Source organism: Streptomyces sp. NPDC046876 (assembly GCF_040645035.1).
Classification (GTDB): domain Bacteria; phylum Actinomycetota; class Actinomycetes; order Streptomycetales; family Streptomycetaceae; genus Streptomyces.
The window spans coordinates 17,348-34,386 of record NZ_JBEYXK010000075.1 but is presented as its reverse complement, the minus strand read 5'-3'; the positions used below and the strand labels follow the sequence as shown (position 1 = coordinate 34,386).

At 71.3% G+C, this 17,039-nt stretch carries 16 protein-coding genes and 1 rRNA gene; 6 read left to right on the top strand and 11 right to left on the bottom strand.

Annotation, left to right across the window (positions count from 1 at the left end):
* Both ABZ924_RS28855 and ABZ924_RS28850 read right to left on the bottom strand, forming a co-directional pair.
* Positions 1-70 (bottom strand): 16S ribosomal RNA (locus ABZ924_RS28855); the annotation flags it as partial.
* Positions 71-617: 547 nt separating this feature from the next.
* Entirely contained in the window at positions 618-1,259 is a 642-nt protein-coding gene (locus ABZ924_RS28850) for a DNA-3-methyladenine glycosylase (protein ID WP_361915892.1), read from the bottom strand.
* A gap of 96 nt (positions 1,260-1,355) precedes the next feature.
* Between ABZ924_RS28850 and ABZ924_RS28845 the strand changes: the two genes are divergently transcribed.
* The 3 genes from ABZ924_RS28845 (at position 1,356) to ABZ924_RS28835 (ending at position 3,380) form a co-directional block, all read left to right on the top strand.
* Positions 1,356-2,138 carry a sporulation protein gene (locus ABZ924_RS28845; protein ID WP_361915889.1) on the top strand — a complete coding sequence of 261 codons (783 nt, stop codon included), beginning with the start codon at positions 1,356-1,358 and terminating at the stop codon, positions 2,136-2,138.
* 55 nt (positions 2,139-2,193) lie between these two features.
* Positions 2,194-2,727: a YbhB/YbcL family Raf kinase inhibitor-like protein gene (locus ABZ924_RS28840; protein ID WP_361915886.1), complete on the top strand. Its 534-nt coding sequence runs from the start codon at positions 2,194-2,196 to the stop codon at positions 2,725-2,727.
* A 149-nt stretch (positions 2,728-2,876) separates the two neighbouring features.
* Complete coding sequence (locus ABZ924_RS28835) at positions 2,877-3,380, top strand: HNH endonuclease (RefSeq protein WP_361915883.1); 504 nt, start codon at positions 2,877-2,879, stop codon at positions 3,378-3,380.
* Positions 3,381-3,461: 81 nt separating this feature from the next.
* Here the strand turns inward: ABZ924_RS28835 and ABZ924_RS28830 are convergent, their stop codons facing one another.
* The 4 genes from ABZ924_RS28830 to ABZ924_RS28815 form a co-directional block, all read right to left on the bottom strand.
* Positions 3,462-4,232 carry a sulfite exporter TauE/SafE family protein gene (locus ABZ924_RS28830; protein WP_361915902.1) on the bottom strand — a complete coding sequence of 257 codons (771 nt, stop codon included), beginning with the start codon at positions 4,230-4,232 and terminating at the stop codon, positions 3,462-3,464.
* A 166-nt stretch (positions 4,233-4,398) separates the two neighbouring features.
* Positions 4,399-5,394 carry an SPFH domain-containing protein gene (locus tag ABZ924_RS28825; RefSeq protein ID WP_361915880.1) on the bottom strand — a complete coding sequence of 332 codons (996 nt, stop codon included), beginning with the start codon at positions 5,392-5,394 and terminating at the stop codon, positions 4,399-4,401.
* Positions 5,395-5,481: 87 nt separating this feature from the next.
* Complete coding sequence (locus tag ABZ924_RS28820; RefSeq protein ID WP_361915877.1) at positions 5,482-5,910, bottom strand: NfeD family protein; 429 nt, start codon at positions 5,908-5,910, stop codon at positions 5,482-5,484.
* A gap of 45 nt (positions 5,911-5,955) precedes the next feature.
* Complete coding sequence (locus ABZ924_RS28815; protein WP_361915874.1) at positions 5,956-6,747, bottom strand: ABC transporter ATP-binding protein; 792 nt, start codon at positions 6,745-6,747, stop codon at positions 5,956-5,958.
* Positions 6,748-6,894: 147 nt separating this feature from the next.
* Here ABZ924_RS28815 and ABZ924_RS28810 point away from each other — a divergent pair, with 147 nt between their 5' ends.
* Positions 6,895-7,677, top strand: coding sequence for a hypothetical protein (locus tag ABZ924_RS28810; protein ID WP_361915871.1), 783 nt, complete (start codon positions 6,895-6,897; stop codon positions 7,675-7,677).
* Positions 7,678-7,752: 75 nt separating this feature from the next.
* On the opposite strand, the gene ABZ924_RS28805 is transcribed toward ABZ924_RS28810, so the two are convergent.
* The 3 genes from ABZ924_RS28805 to ABZ924_RS28795 form a co-directional block, all read right to left on the bottom strand.
* Entirely contained in the window at positions 7,753-8,001 is a 249-nt protein-coding gene (locus tag ABZ924_RS28805) for a chaplin (protein WP_361915868.1), read from the bottom strand.
* A 132-nt stretch (positions 8,002-8,133) separates the two neighbouring features.
* Positions 8,134-8,820 (bottom strand): response regulator transcription factor, encoded by a 687-nt coding sequence (locus ABZ924_RS28800; protein WP_361915899.1) that lies wholly within the window; start codon positions 8,818-8,820, stop codon positions 8,134-8,136.
* 1 nt (position 8,821) lies between these two features.
* A complete protein-coding gene (locus ABZ924_RS28795) occupies positions 8,822-9,952 on the bottom strand; it encodes a GAF domain-containing sensor histidine kinase (RefSeq protein ID WP_361915865.1) in 1,131 nt (376 codons plus the stop codon).
* 473 nt (positions 9,953-10,425) lie between these two features.
* Between ABZ924_RS28795 and ABZ924_RS28790 the strand changes: the two genes are divergently transcribed.
* On the top strand, positions 10,426-11,112 hold the full coding sequence (locus ABZ924_RS28790; protein WP_361915862.1) for a transglycosylase SLT domain-containing protein: 687 nt from the start codon (positions 10,426-10,428) through the stop codon (positions 11,110-11,112).
* A gap of 104 nt (positions 11,113-11,216) precedes the next feature.
* Here ABZ924_RS28790 and ABZ924_RS28785 read toward each other — a convergent pair whose 3' ends face one another.
* Positions 11,217-13,772: an FHA domain-containing protein gene (locus ABZ924_RS28785; RefSeq protein ID WP_361915859.1), complete on the bottom strand. Its 2,556-nt coding sequence runs from the start codon at positions 13,770-13,772 to the stop codon at positions 11,217-11,219.
* Between the two features lie 1,348 nt (positions 13,773-15,120).
* Between ABZ924_RS28785 and serB the strand changes: the two genes are divergently transcribed.
* Positions 15,121-16,320 (top strand): phosphoserine phosphatase SerB, encoded by a 1,200-nt coding sequence (gene serB / locus ABZ924_RS28780; protein WP_361915856.1) that lies wholly within the window; start codon positions 15,121-15,123, stop codon positions 16,318-16,320.
* Positions 16,321-16,417: 97 nt separating this feature from the next.
* Here the strand turns inward: serB and ABZ924_RS28775 are convergent, their stop codons facing one another.
* Entirely contained in the window at positions 16,418-16,939 is a 522-nt protein-coding gene (locus ABZ924_RS28775; protein WP_361915853.1) for a histidine phosphatase family protein, read from the bottom strand.
* Between the last annotated feature and the right edge of the window lie 100 nt (positions 16,940-17,039).

The following is a 17,039-nucleotide window of genomic DNA, read 5'->3' as shown; positions in this document are numbered from 1 at the left end:
ATCGTTCGACTTGCATGTGTTAAGCACGCCGCCAGCGTTCGTCCTGAGCCAGGATCAAACTCTCCATGAATGTTTACCCGTAATCGGGTGCACACCACGTTGAGCGGGTCAGCCACGGTCGGAATATGACCGACTGACCACTGCGTCCTCGCTGTGTTGTTGCCTCCAAGCACTCACCGAGGTGAGCCCTGAAGGTCTTTTCAAAGGAACCTCATCCACCGGAGTGGACGGGGTATCAACTTCTGGCGTTGATTTTTGGCACGCTGTTGAGTTCTCAAGGAACGGACGCTTCCTTTGTACTCACCCTGTCGGGCTTTCCTCCGGGCTTTCGTTCTTTCTTCGTTTCCGACTCTATCAGACTCTTTCGCGTCCGATTCCCGGTCGAAGCGGGTTTCGCTTTCCGGTTCCCGCTTTCGCGTTTCCCTTTCGGCGTTCCACCACTTTAGCGCTTGCCCTCCGCAACTCATAATCGAGCTGCCGGATCCGAATTCGGGCATGCCGAATTCGACCCCGTCAGGGGGTAAGTCGTAGGTGGTGGGTTGGCCGCTCCGGGGGCTGTCGACGACAGTGACCCGTTCAAGCGGCTCGGGCTACGTTAGGGGTCCGCCAAGGGCGAGTCAAGTTGAGCGGCGGCGTGGCGCATGGGCGCGGTAGGGGCTCACCGTCGGGTCGTGCGTGATCCAGTAGCGGTAGGGGTGGCCGGCGCCGGCGCCGCTGACTCCTGTGCGGGGGCCGTTGCTGACCAGGTCGCGCGGGATGGGGGTGCCGGCCAGCAGGGACAGCGGGGAATCGGGGCCTGCGCAGAGGTCCGCGCCGTCGAGGGTGCGGTCCACGGCCAGGGCGGTCGCCAGGCGGGCGGGGCCTTTGGCGAGTTCCTTGTTGCTTCTGGCCGAAAGTCGACGTTTGCGGGCCAGCTCGGCGCCCACCGTGATCTCGCCCGCCCGGAGCAGGACACCGCTCGCGTGGCCCGGCGGACCGCACACCAGGTTGAGGCTGAACCACATGCCGTAGATGAAGTAGACGTACGCGTGTCCGGGCGGACCGAACATCGATGCGTTGCGCTGGGTGCGGCCGCGGTAGGCGTGGGAGCCGGGGTCGGCCTCGCCCTCGTACGCCTCGACCTCCGTGATGCGCAGTTCGATGGGGCCCTCGGGAGTACGGCGGACCAGGATGCGGCCGAGGAGGTCCGGGGCCACGGTGAGGACCGGGCGGTCGAAGAAGGACCGGGGCAGGGGCGTACGGTCGGTGCGCGCGCTCATCCGGTCGAGCGTAGTGGAACGCGTCCTCCTGCAACCGGGCCCTAAGGTTCCGCGTATGTAAGGGGTAGTCGCACGAGCCTTCAAGGGGAGTCTGGAATGGGGTTCAAGAAGCTGTTCGCCGCGCTGGGTGCCGGTGGTGCTTCCGTGGACACGATCATCACCGAGCCGAACGTGGTGCCCGGTGGCATCGTCCAGGGCGAGGTCCGCATCCAGGGCGGGTCCGTGGAGCAGCAGATCGAGGGGCTGAACGTCGGCCTCCAGGCCCGGGTCGAGGTGGAGGGCGGCGACCAGGAGTACAAGCAGGACATCGTCTTCACCAAGCAGCGGCTCGGCGGCGCCTTCAAGGTGCAGCCCGGCGCCCTGCACGTGGTGCCGTTCGGTCTGGAGATCCCCTGGGAGACCCCGATCACGCACTTCGAGGGCCACCACCTGCACGGGATGAACATCGGGGTGAGCACCGAGCTGGAGATCGCGCGTGCGGTGGACGCCGGCGACCTCGACCCGATCAACGTCCACCCGCTGCCGGCGCAGCAGGCGATCCTGGACGCGTTCCGCCGCCTCGGCTTCTCGTTCCGCAGTGCGGACATGGAGCGGGGGCACATCCGGGGCACGCGGCAGTCCCTGCCCTTCTACCAGGAGATCGAGTTCCTGCCGCCGTCGCAGTACCGGGGTCTGAACCAGGTGGAGCTGACGTTCATCGCGGACGGCCGCGAGATGGACGTGGTGCTGGAGATGGACAAGAAGTCGGGTCTGTTCACCGAGGGCAGCGACACGTACCGCTGCTTCCAGGTGGGGCTGCACTCGTACGAGGGCACCGACTGGGCCGCCTACCTCAACCAGTGGATCGCTTCGGTGGGTTCGCAGCGCAACTGGTTCTAGGCTCGGGGCCGGTGCCGGGGCCGTCCGGCACCGGTTCGCGATCAGGAGGTTCAGCGTGGCCGAGCAGAAGAGGGCGCCCCTTCCGCACGATTTCCATCCGGAGGTACCCGCCTTCTCGGTGGAGAGTGCCGACCTGCAGCCGGGCGGGGAGCTGGGAGAGGCCCAGGTGCTGGAGGGCGGGAACGTCTCGCCGCACCTGCGGTGGGAGGGGTTCCCGGAGGGCACGAAGAGCTTCGCGGTGACCTGCTTCGACCCGGACGCGCCGACGGGCAGCGGGTTCTGGCACTGGGTGCTGTTCGACCTGCCCGCTTCGGTCACGGAGCTGCCGGCCGGGGCGGGCAGCGGAAAGTTCGAGGGCCTGCCCGCCGGGGCGGTGCACGTGCGCAACGACTACGGCACGAGTGACTTCGGCGGGGCTGCTCCGCCGGCCGGGGAGCGGCACCGGTACGTGTTCACGGTGTACGCGGTGGACCAGGAGAAGCTGGGTCCGGGTGCGGACGCGACGCCCGCGGCGGTCGGGTTCAACCTGCGCTTCCACACGCTGGGGCGGGCGCAGCTGATCGGTGAGTACGAGGCGCCCGCGGGCTGATCGTTCGCTTTCCGTTTGCCCGGTCCTGGTCTAAAGGCGACCAGGGCCGGGCATTTTTATTGCGTTGTCCCGCGTGGCGCGCGCGGCCAGAGTGGGTGCGGGCCCTGCAGCCAGGGTGGTCGCGGGCCTGCGCACGGGAGGTGGGCGAGATGCGGGACACGCTGGTGCTGAATGCGAGCTTCGAGCCGCTGTCGACGGTGACGTTGAACCGGGCTGTGGTCCTGGTGCTCCAGGACAAGGCGGTCGTCGAACAGTCGCATCCCGAACTGCGTGTCCGTGCCCAGGCGGTGGAGCTTCCGGTGCCGCGGGTGATCCGGTTGTGCCGGTATGTGCGGGTGCCGTTCCGAAGACATGCCCCGTGGTCGCGGCGGGGGGTGCTGGTCCGTGACCAGCACCGGTGCGCGTACTGCGGGAGGCGCGCGACGACGGTGGACCACGTGGTGCCGCGGGCGCAGGGCGGCGGTGACACGTGGCTGAACACGGTGGCCTCCTGCGCGGAGGACAACCACCGCAAGGCGGACCGGACGCCGGAGCAGGCGGGGATGCCGCTGCTGCGCAGGCCCTTCGTGCCGACGCCCACGGATGCGATGTTGTTCGGTCTCGCTGCCGCGGAGCGGGAGGCGCTGCCGGAGTGGCTGGCGCCGTCGGCGTAGTGCCGTGCGGGTGTGACGACGACGTCCTGCTCCCCCTCGAGGGGGGGCGGGACGTCGTCGTGTGCGTCGGGGGTGCGGCGGTCAGCGCAGCAGGAGTTGGACGATGGCGATGGTGCCGACGGCGACGATGACGGCGCGCAGGGCGGTCGGCGGGAGGCGGCGGCCCACCTTGGCGCCGATCTGGCCGCCCAGGGTCGAGCCGACGGCGATGAGGAGGACGGCCGTCCAGTCGAAGTCGGCGACGAAGAGGAAGACGACGGCGGCGGTCCCGTTGACGAGGGCGGCGATGACGTTCTTGACGGCGTTGATGCGCTGCAGGTCCTCGTGGAGCAGCAGGCCCATGAGGCCGAGGTAGAGCACGCCCTGGGCGGCGCCGAAGTAGCCTCCGTAAGCGCTGGAGAGCAGCATGCCGGCGAGCAGGGGGGTTCCGCCGTCGGGGTGTGCGGGGTCGGTGCCGGAGGCTTCCTGGCGGCGGCGCAGGGCGGCCGCGAGGCGGGGCTGGAGGACGACGAGCACGAGGGCCAGTCCGATGAGGACGGGGACGATCGTGTCGAAGGAGTCCGAGGGGAGGGTCAGGAGCAGGACGGCGCCGGCGAGTCCGCCGACGATCGAGACGGCGCCGAGGCGGAGGATGCGGGCGCGCTGGCCGCGGAGCTCCTTGCGGTAGCCGAAGGCCCCGCTGAGGGAGCCGGGGACGAGGCCGAGGGTGTTGGACACGTTGGCCGTGACCGGGCTGAGTCCGGTGGCGAGCAGGACCGGGAAGGTGATGAGGGTGCCTGAGCCGACGATGGTGTTGATGGTGCCGGCGCCGATGCCGGCGGCGAACACCGCGGCTGCTTCCCAGGGGGACATCGACACGGACGGCATGAACGACATGGACGACATGGACGACATGGACGACATGAACATGGACATGGACTGGGCCATCCCCTTTGCATGAGTGAGACGCCTCCCCGCCATGAAGGTCGAGGGGCCTCACTGATCATGCAGGAGGGGACGGGCCGTCGGGTGTTCGGGGTCAGTCGATCGGGGGCTGCTCTCGGCGGTCCGCGCCGTTGCCCCCGTTGTTTCCGTTGTTCTGGCCGTTGTTGCCGGTGGCCTTGGCGGAGTTGAGGGGGTTGAAGCCCGATCCCCCGCCCATGGGGCCGAAGTTGCCCATGGCGCCGGAGAGGCCCTTGAGGGCGTCGCCGATCTCGCTGGGGACGATCCAGAGCTTGTTGGCGTCGCCTTCGGCGATCTTCGGGAGCATCTGGAGGTACTGGTAGGCGAGGAGCTTCTGGTCGGCGTCGCCGGCGTGGATGGACTCGAAGACGGTGCGGATGGCCTGTGCCTCGCCCTCGGCCCTGAGGGCGGCGGCCTTGGCCTCGCCCTCGGCGCGCAGGATCGCGGACTGCTTCTCGCCCTCCGCCTTGAGGATCTCCGACTGCCGGACGCCCTCGGCCTGGAGGATCGAGGCGCGCTTGTCGCGGTCGGCGCGCATCTGCTTCTCCATCGAGTCCTGGATGGAGGTCGGCGGGTCGATGGCCTTGAGCTCGACGCGGTTGACGCGGATGCCCCACTTGCCGGTGGCCTCGTCGAGGACCCCGCGCAGGGCCGCGTTGATCTCCTCGCGGGACGTCAGGGTCCGCTCCAGGTCCATGCCGCCGATGATGTTGCGCAGCGTGGTGACGGTGAGCTGCTCGATGGCCTGGATGTAGCTGGCGACCTCGTACGTCGCGGCGCGGGCGTCGGTCACCTGGTAATAGATGACGGTGTCGATGTTGACGACCAGGTTGTCCTGGGTGATGACCGGCTGCGGCGGGAACGGCACGACCTGCTCGCGCAGGTCGATGCGGTTGCGGATGGAGTCGATGAACGGGACGACGATGTTGAGGCCCGCGTTGAGGGTGCGGGTGTAGCGGCCGAATCGTTCGACGATGGCGGCGCTGGCCTGCGGGATCACCTGGATCGTCTTGACCAGGGCGATGAAGACCAGAACCACCAGGATGATCAGGACGATGATGATCGGTTGCATGCGGTTCCCCGTGCCTTTCCGGCTGTCTGTGCTGCCCCGTTGAAGCGGAGTCTCGCAGACCCCGGGGCCGCGGGTCGGCTCCTTGGCTCACATGACGACGGCGGTGGCCCCGTCGATCTCGACGACGTCCACCTGCTGGCCCGGCTCGAAGCTGGAGTCGGCGTCGAGGGCGCGGGCGGACCAGATCTCACCCGCGAGTTTGATGCGTCCTCCGCTGCCGTCGACCCGTTCGAGGACGAGGGCGGATCTGCCCCTCAACGCGTCGATGCCGGTGCGGTGTTGGGGCCGCTGGTCGCGGTGGTGGTTGGCGATCGAGCGGACGACGGCGGTGAGCGCGACCGACACGATGACGAACACCAGTACCTGGGCGACGGTTCCGCCGCCGAAGGCAGCGGTGACGGCGGCCGCGACCGCGCCGACGGCGAACATGCCGAACTCCGGCATGGCGGTCAGGACGAGGGGGATGCCCAGTCCGACCGCGCCGATGAGCCACCACACCCACGCGTCGATGTTCACATGGTCATGGTAGGTCGGGCGGGCGCGGTCGGGACAGGGTGCGGTCTAGCGCAGCGGCAGGCCCTGGGCGGTCCAGCGGTCGCCGTTCTGCTCGACGATGAGCGGGAGGCCGAAGCAGAGGGAGAGGTTGCGGGAGGTGAGTTCGAGGTCGATGGGGCCGGCGGTGACGACCTTGCCCTGGCGGATCATCAGGACGTGGGTGAAGCCGGGGGCGATCTCCTCGACATGGTGGGTGACCATGGCCATGGAGGGCGCGAGCGGGTCGCGGGCGAGCCGGCCGAGCCGGCGTACGAGGTCCTCGCGGCCGCCGAGGTCGAGGCCGGCGGCGGGCTCGTCGAGGAGGAGGAGCTCGGGGTCGGTCATCAGGGCGCGGGCGATCAGGGTGCGCTTGCGCTCGCCCTCGGAGAGGGTGCCGAACTTCCGGTCGAGGTACTCGGTCATGCCGAGGCGGTCGAGGAAGGCGCGGGCGCGCTGCTCGTCGACCTCCTCGTACTCCTCCTGCCAGGTGGCCGTCATGCCGTAGGCGGCGGTGAGGACGGTCTCGAGGACGGTCTGGCGCTTGGGGAGCTTGTCGGCCATGGCGATGCCGGCCATGCCGATGCGGGGGCGCAGCTCGAAGACGTCCACCTTGCCGAGGGTGCTGCCGAGGATGGTGGCGGTGCCCTTGGTGGGGAAGAGGTAGCTGGAGGCGACGTTGAGCAGGGTGGTCTTCCCGGCGCCGTTGGGGCCGAGGATGACCCAGCGCTCCCCTTCCTTGACCGACCAGGAGACCTGGTCCACCAGAGCCCGGCCCTCGCGGACCACGGATACGTCCTCAAGCTCCAGTACATCGCTCATGAGCGCGTTGTCTCCCCTTGCAGTGTCGGTTCGTCTGTGCACCGGTAGGCGGCGCAGCCCCAGAGGAAAACCTACGCCACTCGGCGAGCGGTCCGGGCGCCAGGACGGCAGCGGGGCCGGATCGGGGCCGGTCCGTAGAGTGGGGGGATGCTTTTCGAACCACGTTCAGGGCGGCTGGCCGCCTGGGGGAACGCGCTGCTGGCCGGTCTGGTCTCGCCCGACGAGGCCGTGCTGTCGATCGTGGGCGCGGATGCCGTGCACCGGGTGGAGGGGCTGCCGGGCGAGCCGGCTCCGGTGGGGCTGACGCTGGCGCTGGGGCGGCTGCGGGCGCTGGGGGTCAGCGGGCTGCGGGTGGCGCTGCCGGCGCCGGGGCATCCGCTGGGGCTGAGCGGGCCGCCGGAGTTCAATGCGCGGGCGCTGGAGGCCGAGGAGGCGGTGATCGCGGTGGGGGCGGCGCTGGGTCTGGTGCCGGAGGTCCGCGAGGCGGGGCCGGCGGGTGACGTGCACGTGGAGGTGGTGTGGCACTGCCTGCCGGTGCGGGAGGCCCCGCCGGCGGACGTGCCCTCGCTCGGTGAGGCGGAGCGGGAGCTGGCCGAGGCGGTGCGGGAGGCGACGGTGGTGCTGACCCGGCTGGACGTGGCGGCTTCGGGGCCGGTGGCGGAGGCCGCGCTGTCGGCGTACCGGGCGCGGGCGGAGGCCGGGCGGGAGGTGCTGGCCCCGGGGTACCCGGCGCGGGCGGTGCGGGTGCTGGCCCTGGCGCAGCGGGTGGACCTGCTGGTGTCGATGGCGTACGAGCACGGGCACGGGGGTGCGGTGGCGGCGTCGGAGATGGCGGCGCGGGCGGAGGCGCTGCGTCCGGTGGAGCGGGTGGCGCGGCGTGCGCTGGTCGCGGCGTACAACGCCGCGGTGGAGGAGCGCGAGCGGGGCTGACGGCGGGCCGGGACGTGCTGCGGCCCTGCCTCCCGGGGAGAGTGGGGGGAGGCAGGGCCGTGGGCGGGGGCTGCGTCAGTGGTTGACGCCGGTGTTGCCCCAGACGCCGTTCAGCAGGCCGACGACGGTGACGGTGTTGCCGACCACGTTCACGGGGACGTCCACGGGGGCCTGGACCAGGTTCCCGGAGGCCACGCCGGGCGAGCCCGCCGCCTCGCCGCAGGCCGAGGCGCCGTTGCCGTGGGCCGAGGAGACGCCGGCTCCCGCGGCAAGGAGGCCGCCCGCGATCAGGGCGATGGCAGTGGCCTTCTTGGTGTTCTTCACGTTCTCGTCCTCCCGAGCGTCTGCCGCGGCCGTCCGCCGCGGCACGCCATGGAGAACGTCCGCCCGGCGCAGGGGATACGCCATGTGGGCGACATACACCCGACAGTATGAATTCCGTAACGGAGCGGGCCGTCAGCCTGCGCCGTGCCGTACGGCCCACAGCGCCGCCTGGGTGCGGTCCGCGAGGTCCAGTTTCATCAGGATGTTCGAGACGTGCGTCTTGACGGTCTTCTCGGACAGCACGAGCGCGCGGGCGATCTCCCGGTTGGAGCGGCCGTCGGCGATGAGGGAGAGGACCTCCTGCTCCCGGTCGGTCAGGGAGCCGCCGCGGCCGGCGGCGGGCTGCTCCTCCTGGGACAGCAGCGCCTCGGCCACCTCCGGCTGGAGCAGGACGTGTCCGGCGTGGACGGAGCGGATGGCCGCTGCGAGGGCGTCGGGGTCGATGTCCTTGTAGACGTATCCCGCCGCGCCGGCCCGCAGGGCGGGGACGACGGTGCGCTGCTCGGTGAAGCTGGTGACGATCAGTACGCGTGCGGGGTTCGCCTGTGCGCGCAGCCGGCGCAGGGCCTCGATGCCGTCGGTGCCGGGCATGGTGATGTCCATGAGGATGACGTCGGGCCGCAGCTCCTCGGCTCGGGCGGCGCCCTCGGCCCCGTCGCCGGCCTCGCCGACCACCTCGATGTCGTCCTGGACCTCCAGGAAGGTCCGCAGGCCGCGGCGGACGACCTGGTGGTCGTCGACGAGCAGGACGTGAATACGGTTGCGGTTGCTGCCGGGACTGGCGCTGGTGCTGGTGCGGCTTCGGCTCCGGTCGGGCATGTCAGCCACCGGGGACCTCCATCTCGATCGTGGTGCCCGTGCCGGGCTCCGAGTGCACGGTGAGACGGCCTCCGGCTCCGCTCGCGCGGTCGCGCATGGAGACCAGGCCCAGGTGGCGGCCGGCCGCGCGGACCGCGCCGGGGTCGAAGCCGCGGCCGTCGTCGGTCACGGTCAGGGCGGCTCCGGCGCCGCGGCGGGCGAGGACGACCTCGACGCGCTCGGCGCCGGAGTGGCGCAGGGCGTTGTGGAGGGCCTCCTGGGCGACGCGGAGCAGGGCCTCCTCCTGGGTGGCGGGCAGGGCCCGTATCCCGGCGCAGGTGAAGGTGACGTGCGCGGTGTGGGCGCGGTCCAGGACGCGGACCTGGTCGCGGAGGGTGGCGACGAGGCCGTCCTCGTCGAGCCCGGCGGGGCGCAGCTCGGTCACGGCGGCGCGCAGCTCGTCGGCGGCCTCGGCGGCGAGGGCGGCGACCTGCTGGAGCTCGTCCTTGGCGCGGGCCGGGTCGCGGTCGACGAGGGCGGCGGCGGCCTGGGCGGTCAGCCGCAGGGAGAACAGCTTCTGGCTGACGGCGTCGTGCAGCTCGTGGGCCAGGCGGGAGCGCTCCTCGGCGATGGTGAGCTCGCGGCTGCGCTCGTAGAGGCGGGCGTTGGTCAGGGCGATGGCGGCGTGCTGGGCGAGGAGGGCGAGGAGCTCCTCGTCCTCGTCGGTGAAGCCGCCGGGGCTGTTCTTGTTGGCGAGGAAGAGGGCGCCGAGGGTCTCCTCGCCGTCCCGGATGGGCCGGCCGAGGAAGTCGGACATCTCGGGGTGGGCGGCGGGCCAGCCCTCGAAGCGGGGGTCCTTGCGTACGTCGGCCAGCCGCTCGGCGCCGTCCTGGTGGAGCATCGCGGCGAGGATGCCGTGCTGGCGGGGCAGCGGGCCGATGCGGCGCCACTGCTCCTCGCTGATGCCGTCGACGACGAACTGGGCGAAGCCCCCGTGGTCGTCCGGGACGCCGAGGGCGGCGTAGCGGGCGTCGAGCAGTTCGCGGGCCGAGACGACGATCGTGCGCAGGACGTCGCGCACCTCGAGCCGGCGGCTCATGGCGAGCAGCGCGGTGCTCACGGCGGCGAGGCCGCGGCCGGGTCCGTTGTCCATGGGATCACCGTACTCGCGGCTGTGACCTGCGGAATCGGGCGGTGGGTCGGCGGGCGGGGGTGGTACGGGGTCGTGCCGGAGGACGGGGTCGGCGGGCGGATGCCCGCCCTGGGGAGGAGGGGCGTGGGCGGTTTTCTCGTACCTGAGGCTGATATGCGGTGACGGATTGCATTGCAGCGGCAACGGGTGGTGAAACCGTTACGTGGCGGATGTGAGCCCGCGCATAGGACCCAGGTCACTTACGAAGGGCCCTAGTAAGCCTGTAAAGACCGCATCAGTGCTGTTCTGCCGGGTCCTGGGGCCTCGGTTCCGGGTTTGCGGGGGCCCCGTGATCCACTAAGCGGCTTCGTACGTCACACCTTTGCCAGCTGTTTTTGCCCCCGCTAAGAATTGCTCCCGTCGCACGGCGCCGCGGATCCCGGATCATCGCGGCGCTTTCCTGCGGCTCCCGCGATTCGAAGAGGTGGCTCCGCATGTACGAAACCGGCATACCCGGCAAGCTCCGTCGTCTGACCAAGACGCACAAGATGTTCGTCGCTGCCGCCACCATGGGCGCCGCCGCCCTGGCCGCCACCGTCGTCCCGGCCGCCACCGGCAACTCCGGAACGGCCGAGGCCGCCGTCGCCGCCCCCGCGGCGTGGACCCAGATCGTGGACGGTACGCAGGCCCAGACCGCGCAGATCAGCCTCGTCGCCCAGCAGACCATCGCCGCCTCCCGCGCCCAGGACGCTGCGGCCGCCGCGAAGGCCAAGGCCGAGGCCGAGGCCGCAGCCGCCGCGAAGAAGGCGCGCGAGGCGAAGGCGGCCGCCAGCCGCTCGGCCGCCCGCAAGCCCGTGTACGCGAACAACCTTGACGGCTGGATCAAGGAGTCGCTCGCGATCATGAAGGAACACAAGATCCCGGGCACCTACAACGGCCTGTACAAGAACATCATGCGCGAGTCGAGCGGCAACCCGCGGGCGATCAACCTGTGGGACATCAACGCCAAGAACGGCGTCCCCTCGATCGGCCTGCTGCAGATCATCAAGCCGACCTTCCTCGCGTACCACGTCCCCGGCACCCCGCTGGACCAGTACCACCCGGTCGCCAACATCGTCGCCGCGGCCAACTACGCCGCCGACCGCTACGGCTCGATCGACAACGTCAACAGCGCCTACTAGGCCTGACGGCGGAACACCTCTTCGTACGCCTCAGGGCGGCACCCGAATCCGGGGGTGCCGCCCTGAGGCGTTTTGCGGTGCGGGGCCGTGCGGGGCCGGTCCTGCTAGTTGCGCATGACCTCGGGCTCGTGGCGGCGCAGCAGTCGCTGGACCGCGAAGCCGCAGGCGACGCCGAGGGCGAGCAGGACGATGACGTTCAGCGTCCACTGGCCGGCCGTGGCGTCCCACAGCGGGTCGGTGTTCTCCGGGTGCTGCTGGTCGAACGGCGCCATCAGCTTGCCGAGGTTCAGGGTCGTACCGGCGGCGGCGATGGCCCAGCGCGACGGCATCAGCCAGGCGAACTGCTCCAGGCCGGGCTTGTCGTAGATCTGGAACAGCAGGCCCGTGAAGACGACCTGGATGATCGCGAACATGACCAGCAGCGGCATGGTCTTCTCGGCGGTCTTCACCAGCGAGGAGATCACCAGGCCGAACATCATCGACGTGAGGCCGAGCGCGATCACCGAGATGCAGAGCTCGGTGGCCGGGTCAGTGAACACGCCCTCGACGGGGAGCTTGCGCGGGGTGAAGGCGATCGCGCACATGATCACGCTCTGGAAGGCGGTGATGACGCCGAGGACGATCACCTTCGACATCAGGTACGCCGAACGGGACAGGCCCGTCGCGCGTTCCCGCTCGTAGATGACCCGCTCCTTGATCAGCTCACGGACCGAGTTGGCGGAACCGGAGAAGCACATGCCGACCGCGAGGATCAGCATGATCGTGCCGGCATCGCCGTTGAAGCGGCTCGGCGGCGTCGGCGGCGCCAGGCCGAACTTCGCCGGGATCACCGTGGAGACGATGCCGATGACCGCCGGCATGATCACCATGAGGGCCAGGAAGCCCCGGTCGGAGGCGATGACGGACAGGTAGCGGCGCATCAGGGTCCACAGCTGGTCGCCCCAGCCCTGCGCCTTCGGCGGGATCATCTGCTGCGGCTGCATCGCGACCTGCTGCGGGGCCACCGCGTCGAGGTCGGCGGCGTACAGCTGGTAGTGCTGCGAGCCCTTCCAGCGGCCGGCCCAGTCGTAGTCGCGGTAGTTCTCGAAGGCCGAGAAGACGTCCGCCCAGGTGCTGTAGCCGAAGAAGTTCAGCGCCTCGTCCGGCGGGCCGAAGTACGCGACCGAGCCGCCCGGCGCCATGACCAGCAGCTTGTCGCACAGGGACAGCTCTGCCACGGAGTGGGTGACGACGAGGACGGTGCGGCCGTCGTCGGCGAGGCCGCGCAGCAGCTGCATGACGTCGCGGTCCATGCCCGGGTCGAGGCCGGAGGTCGGCTCGTCCAGGAAGATCAGCGACGGCTTGGTGAGCAGCTCCAGGGCCACGGACACGCGCTTGCGCTGACCACCCGAGAGCGCGGTGATCTTTTTGTCCTTGTGGATGTCGAGCTTGAGCTCGCGCAGCACCTCGTCGATGCGGGCGGCGCGCTCGGACTCGGCGGTGTCGCCGGGGAAGCGGAGCTTGGCGGCGTACTTCAGGGCCGTCTGGACCTTGAGCTCCTTGTGCAGGATGTCGTCCTGCGGGACCAGGCCGATGCGCTGGCGGAGCTCCGCGAACTGCTTGTACAGGTTGCGGTTGTCGTAGAGCACCTCGCCCTGGTCGGCGGGCCGGTAGCCGGTCAGCGCCTTGAGCAGGGTCGACTTGCCGGAGCCGGAGGGGCCGATGACGCCGATCAGCGACTTCTCCGGGACGCCGAAGGTGACGTCCTTGAGGATCTGCTTGCCGCCGTCGACCGTGACCGTGAGGTGGCGGGCCGAGAAGGAGACGTCACCGGAGTCGACGAACTCCTCGAGGCGGTCGCCGACGATCCGGAAGGTGGAGTGGCCGACGCCGACGATGTCGTTCGGACCGAGCAGCGCGGTGCCGGACTTGGGCAGCGGCTGGCCGTTGACGTACGTGCCGTTGTGGCTGCCGAGGTCGTGGATCTCGAAGCGGCCGCCGGCGGAGCGGAACTCCGCGTGGTGGCGCGAGACCTGGAGGTCGGAAACGACGAGCTCGTTGTCCAGGGCGCGGCCGATGCGCATGACGCGGCCGACGGCGATCTGGTGGAACGTCGTCGGGCTGCGGTCGCCGCCGTATCCGGGCTGGGCCGCGGGTGCGGCGGCGCCCTGCTGCTGCGGGAACTGCGGCTGCTGGTGCTGCGGCTGCTGCTGGTGCTGCTGCTGTTGCGGCCAGCCCTGCTGCGGCTGCTGGTAGGCGGGAGCCTGACCCTGCACCGGCGCCTGGTAGGCGGGCGCCTGGGCCTGCGCCTGGGCCGGGGCCTGGTACGCCGGCGCCTGCTGCTGCGGCGCGGCCTGCTGCGGCACACCGTGCGCGTGCTGCGCTGCGCCGGCGACGCTCAGATTCAGCCGCGGGCCGTCGGTCGCGTTGCCCAGGTGCACGGGCGTGCCGGGCACGAGCTCCGTCTGCTGGACCCTCGCACCGTGCACGTACGTGCCGTTGGTGCTGCCGTGGTCCTCGATGCCCCAACCGCGGCCGTTCCAGGCGATGGTGGCATGGCGCCAGGACACCCGGGCGTCGTCGATCACCACGTCTCCCTGGGGGTCGCGCCCCAGCGAGTACGACCTGGACGGATCGAGCGTCCAGGTCCTTCCGTTCAATTCCAGTACGAGTTCCGGCACTCCAGCCCCACTTAGGTCCCCCGAGAATCCCCCTGGCCGTCAGGGAGTCCGACGCCAGGGAGTCTAGGGATGGCTAACATCCGGGGGAACTATTTCAGGCCCGCGCCCACATGTGGAATCGGGGCCTTGCCGGGGCGGCTGCGCCTGCCCGTTGACGGGGTCGAAAGCCACCCGGAGAGTGCGATACGGGACTTCTCACCGGCGGATCCCGTTCCCGTAGGCCACGCTTCGAGCGCAGCGCCGCCGCCGCATTCGTTGGTGAAACGTGATCCTTTCCGGCGCGTCCGCACCCGCCGGGGCCCTCGCCGCGGTGACCCGTCCGGAGACACGAGGGCGTTCGGGCGGCCGGCCCCCACCGGGCGGACCTGCCTGGAGGTGACGCCTCTGGGGTGTCGCTCGCCGACGCGCCGGTCCTGGCCGGGATGGTCCTGCGCGCTGCCTGGGCGGGGGCTCGCCGCGGCCCCGGGTAGCGGCGAGCCCGCCGTCCCCTCCCCCGCGAAACGGTGACCGGGGGCGAAGCTGCCGCTGCGCGGAGCCGTTCCCCACCCCGCCCCTTCTCCCCCAGCTACCGCTGGGAGGTGCCCCCAGAAACCGGGTCCTACGGCCCCGGGCCCCGTTCCGTGCGCTCCGCGCCCGGCGCGCTCAAACGCCGCGGGCTGAAATTTTGCCGCGCAGCGGCAAATCCAGCCCCGCCGGCGTTTGAGGCGCGGGGGTTCGGGGGCGGAGCCCCGTTCTTTGAGCCTCGCCGGCGATTGAGGCGTTTCGGGAAGGGGCGGGGAGGGGACACGCTCCGCGCAGCGGGGCCCTCCCCCCGACGCCGGGGCTCCCGGCACGGCGGGGGCAGGCCATGCCCCCTGACGCGACGCGGCTGCCGGCCCGCATCGCGGACCTCGTCGGCGCCCGGGTCCGGGGCGATTCCCGGAGGAGCTCGCGCCGGCCGTACCGGCGGTCTGCGCCCGGCAACGGCCCGCGGTGTCAGGGGTGACGGCTCCCGGGACGACAGTGACGGGGCCCCGGCGCCGCCGGGTCCAGGGCGAGCCCGCGGGCTTCCCGAACCGGGGGCTCCGGCCCTCCCGGCGGACGGTCGCTTGCGCCGCAGGAGTCCGAGCCCGTGCCGGAGGCGGACGGCTCCCGGGGGCGTGACCGTGCGGGGGTGCCCCCGCTGCCGGGGCGGCGGCGTCGGTCGTCCACGGCGGAGTCCGGGGCCGGGGGTGCCCGAAGGCCGGCGTGGGCGCCGTTCGGGGCGCTGCCTCCCCCGGCCCCCGGCCGGGCCGGCGGGGCCGGGGCGGTCCCGGTGGGTGGGACGGGGGTCGGCCCGCGCAGGGCGGGAAGATACGGTGAGAGCACCATGAGCGCTTCGCAGACCTCCGACGTCCCCACCCTCCTCGTCAAGATCTTCGGCAAGGACCGTCCCGGGATCACCGCCGGGCTGTTCGACACCCTCGCCGCCTACTCCGTCGACGTCGTCGACATCGAGCAGGTCGTCACCCGCGGCCGCATCGTCCTGTGCGCCCTCGTCACCCGACCGGCCGGCGGCGCCGAGGGCGAGCTGCGGGCCACGGTCCACAGCTGGGCCGAGTCGCTCAAGATGCAGGCCGAGATCCTCTCCGGCACCGGTGACAACCGGCCGCGCGGCAGCGGCCGCTCCCACGTCACCGTCCTCGGGCACCCGCTGACCGCCGAGTCCACGGCGGCGATCGCCGCCCGGATCACCGCCACCGGCGGCAACATCGACCGCATCTTCCGCCTCGCCAAGTACCCGGTGACGGCGGTGGAGTTCGCCGTCTCCGGCTGTGAGACCGGGCCGCTGCGCACCGCCCTGGCCACCGCCGCCGCGCACATCGGCGTCGACGTGGCCGTGGTCTCGGCCGGCCTGCACCGCCGGGCGCAGCGCCTGGTCGTGATGGACGTGGACTCCACCCTGATCCAGGACGAGGTCATCGAGCTGTTCGCGGCGCACGCGGGCTGCGAGGCCGAGGTCGCCGAGGTGACCGAGCGGGCGATGCGCGGTGAGCTGGACTTCGAGCAGTCGCTGCACGCGCGCGTGGCGCTGCTGGAGGGGCTCGACGCGTCCGTGGTGGACAAGGTCCGCGCGGAGGTGCGGCTGACGCCCGGCGCCCGGACCCTGATCCGGACCCTGAAGCAGCTGGGCTACCAGGTGGGTGTGGTCTCCGGCGGGTTCACGCAGGTCACGGACGATCTGCAGGAGCGGCTCGGGCTGGACTTCGCCTCGGCCAACACCCTGGAGATCGTCGACGGCAAGCTGACGGGCCGGGTCACCGGCGACATCGTGGACCGGGCGGGCAAGGCCCGGCTGCTGCGCCGCTTCGCCGCGGAGGCGGGCGTACCGCTGGAGCAGACGGTGGCCATCGGCGACGGGGCCAACGACCTGGACATGCTGAACGCGGCCGGGCTGGGCGTGGCCTTCAACGCCAAGCCGGTGGTCCGCGAGGCCGCGCACACCGCGGTGAACGTGCCGTTCCTGGACACGGTGCTGTACCTGCTGGGGATCACCCGCGAGGAGGTCGAGGCGGCCGGCCTGACCTGAGCGGTCCCCTCCCCCACCGGACGGGACGGGCCCCGGGCGGATCGACCGCCCGGGGCCCGTCCCGTCGTCCGCGCGCCGCGGGCGGCAGCGGGGCCGGTCAGTGCTCCTTGGGCGTCCAGTAGTCCAGCAGGGTGCCGACCCCGTGTTCCAGGGACTTCCAGGAGCCGGTGAACGAGACGATGGCGAGGGCCGCGGTGGGGAAGCCGGTCCGGCTCATCCGGGCCAGGGTGTCGCCCTCCGCGCGCCCGGAGAGGGCGTCGGCAAGGGCGTGCATACCGGGGTTGTGGCCGATGACGATGAGGTCCTGGACCTCGTCGGACGTCTCGTTGAGCAGGGCGATGAGCTCGCCGAGCGAGGCATCGTAGAGCCGCTCCTCGTACGAGGTCTTCGGGCGGTGCGGCAGCGCCTGGACGGCGAGCTTCCAGGTCTCGCGCGTGCGGGCTGCGGTGGAGCAGAGGGCCAGGTCGAAGGCGATGCCGGTCTCGGCCAGCTTCAGACCGACGGCCGGTGCGTCCTTGCGGCCGCGTTCCGCCAGGGGGCGGTCGTGGTCGGCGACCTGCGGCCAGTCGGCCTTGGCGTGCCGGAGGAGGACGATCCTGCGGGGTGTGTCGGCGCTCATGGCTCCCAGCTTCGCACGGATCCGGGGGCGGAGCGCAGGGGGTCGGGGAGGCTCGCGGCGCGGGCGCGGGGCGCGCCCGGGCGCGTGGGGGGCACGGCTC

What these genes read in the sequence shown, in the direction of transcription:
- ABZ924_RS28850 (WP_361915892.1), bottom strand. Translation starts at nt 1,259, where the DNA reads ATGAGCGCGCGCACCGACCGTACGCCCCTGCCCCGGTCCTTCTTCGAC.
- ABZ924_RS28845 (WP_361915889.1), top strand. Translation starts at nt 1,356, where the DNA reads ATGGGGTTCAAGAAGCTGTTCGCCGCGCTGGGTGCCGGTGGTGCTTCC.
- ABZ924_RS28835 (WP_361915883.1), top strand. Translation starts at nt 2,877, where the DNA reads ATGCGGGACACGCTGGTGCTGAATGCGAGCTTCGAGCCGCTGTCGACG.
- ABZ924_RS28830 (WP_361915902.1), bottom strand. Translation starts at nt 4,232, where the DNA reads ATGTCCCCCTGGGAAGCAGCCGCGGTGTTCGCCGCCGGCATCGGCGCC.
- ABZ924_RS28825 (WP_361915880.1), bottom strand. Translation starts at nt 5,394, where the DNA reads ATGCAACCGATCATCATCGTCCTGATCATCCTGGTGGTTCTGGTCTTC.
- ABZ924_RS28815 (WP_361915874.1), bottom strand. Translation starts at nt 6,747, where the DNA reads ATGAGCGATGTACTGGAGCTTGAGGACGTATCCGTGGTCCGCGAGGGC.
- ABZ924_RS28810 (WP_361915871.1), top strand. Translation starts at nt 6,895, where the DNA reads ATGCTTTTCGAACCACGTTCAGGGCGGCTGGCCGCCTGGGGGAACGCG.
- ABZ924_RS28800 (WP_361915899.1), bottom strand. Translation starts at nt 8,820, where the DNA reads ATGCCCGACCGGAGCCGAAGCCGCACCAGCACCAGCGCCAGTCCCGGC.
- ABZ924_RS28795 (WP_361915865.1), bottom strand. Translation starts at nt 9,952, where the DNA reads ATGGACAACGGACCCGGCCGCGGCCTCGCCGCCGTGAGCACCGCGCTG.
- ABZ924_RS28790 (WP_361915862.1), top strand. Translation starts at nt 10,426, where the DNA reads ATGTACGAAACCGGCATACCCGGCAAGCTCCGTCGTCTGACCAAGACG.
- serB (WP_361915856.1), top strand. Translation starts at nt 15,121, where the DNA reads ATGAGCGCTTCGCAGACCTCCGACGTCCCCACCCTCCTCGTCAAGATC.
- ABZ924_RS28775 (WP_361915853.1), bottom strand. Translation starts at nt 16,939, where the DNA reads ATGAGCGCCGACACACCCCGCAGGATCGTCCTCCTCCGGCACGCCAAG.